Source organism: Pseudomonas agronomica, assembly GCF_025917275.1.
GTDB classification, from domain to species: Bacteria; Pseudomonadota; Gammaproteobacteria; order Pseudomonadales; family Pseudomonadaceae; genus Aquipseudomonas; species Aquipseudomonas agronomica.
The window spans coordinates 1-880 of the sequence record NZ_JAOSHO010000928.1 but is presented as its reverse complement, the minus strand read 5'-3'; the positions used below and the strand labels follow the sequence as shown (position 1 = coordinate 880).

General features: G+C 53.6%; 1 protein-coding gene. It reads left to right on the top strand.

All coding sequences use genetic code 11. The features are described 5' to 3' along the window. Positions 1 to 843, top strand: an 843-nt coding sequence (locus OC610_RS28170) for an IS3 family transposase (protein ID WP_264432933.1), incomplete at its 5' end; no start/stop codon positions are given. Positions 844 to 880: the final 37 nt, after the last annotated feature.

The window sequence follows — 880 nt, the reverse complement described above, 5'->3', positions numbered from 1 at the left end:
TTCTCGTTGATCAGCGAGCTGGACGAGCATTACGGCGTTAACAATTGCTGTCGGGCGTTTGGAGTCAACCGCAGCAGCTTTTACGCCTGGCGTCAGCGCCAAGGCAAGGTGAAACCTGCCCGAGAGAGATTGAAAACCATGCTGGTCGAACATCACAAAGAATCCAGAGCGTCCGCGGGATCTCGCACCCTTTCAAAGGAGCTACAAGCAAAGGGACATCGTGTTGGGCGGCACATGGCTCGCAGTTTGATGCGTGAAGCCGGCGTTGTTAGTCGTCAGCGTCGGCGGCACAAGTACAAATCCTCCGGCGTGGAAGCCTTGGTGGTGCCTCACCTCCTCAAGCGCAAGTTTGATGTCTCGGCGATAAATCAGGTCTGGTGCGGGGACGTGACATATATCAAGGTCGGCAAGCGGTGGCTGTATTTTGCGGCGGTTCTGGATTTGTATGCTCGTCGGATTGTCGGGTGGTCGTTCTCGATGATTTCCGACGCCGCGCTGACCTGCGAAGCGCTGCGGATGGCGGTCGAGTTGCGAGGCCGCCCACAAGAGGTGCTATTTCATTCAGATCAAGGCTGCCAATACACCAGCCATAAATTCAAAAATGAAATACGCAAGCATGGGTTTGTGCACAGCATGAGTCGTAAAGGTGAATGCTGGGATAACGCCCCGATGGAGCGTTTCTTTGGAAGCTTGAAGTCAGAATGGGTGCCCGAGGATGGCTACAGCTCGGAGCATGAAGCACGTGTAGATTTGCAGCGTTATGTGATGCGGTACAACAATGTCAGGCTCCATAGCTACAACGACTACCGGTCGCCGATAGCTATGGAGAAACTGGCAGCGTGAAACCTTAATTGGTGTCCAGAATTACTTGACCAGTTCA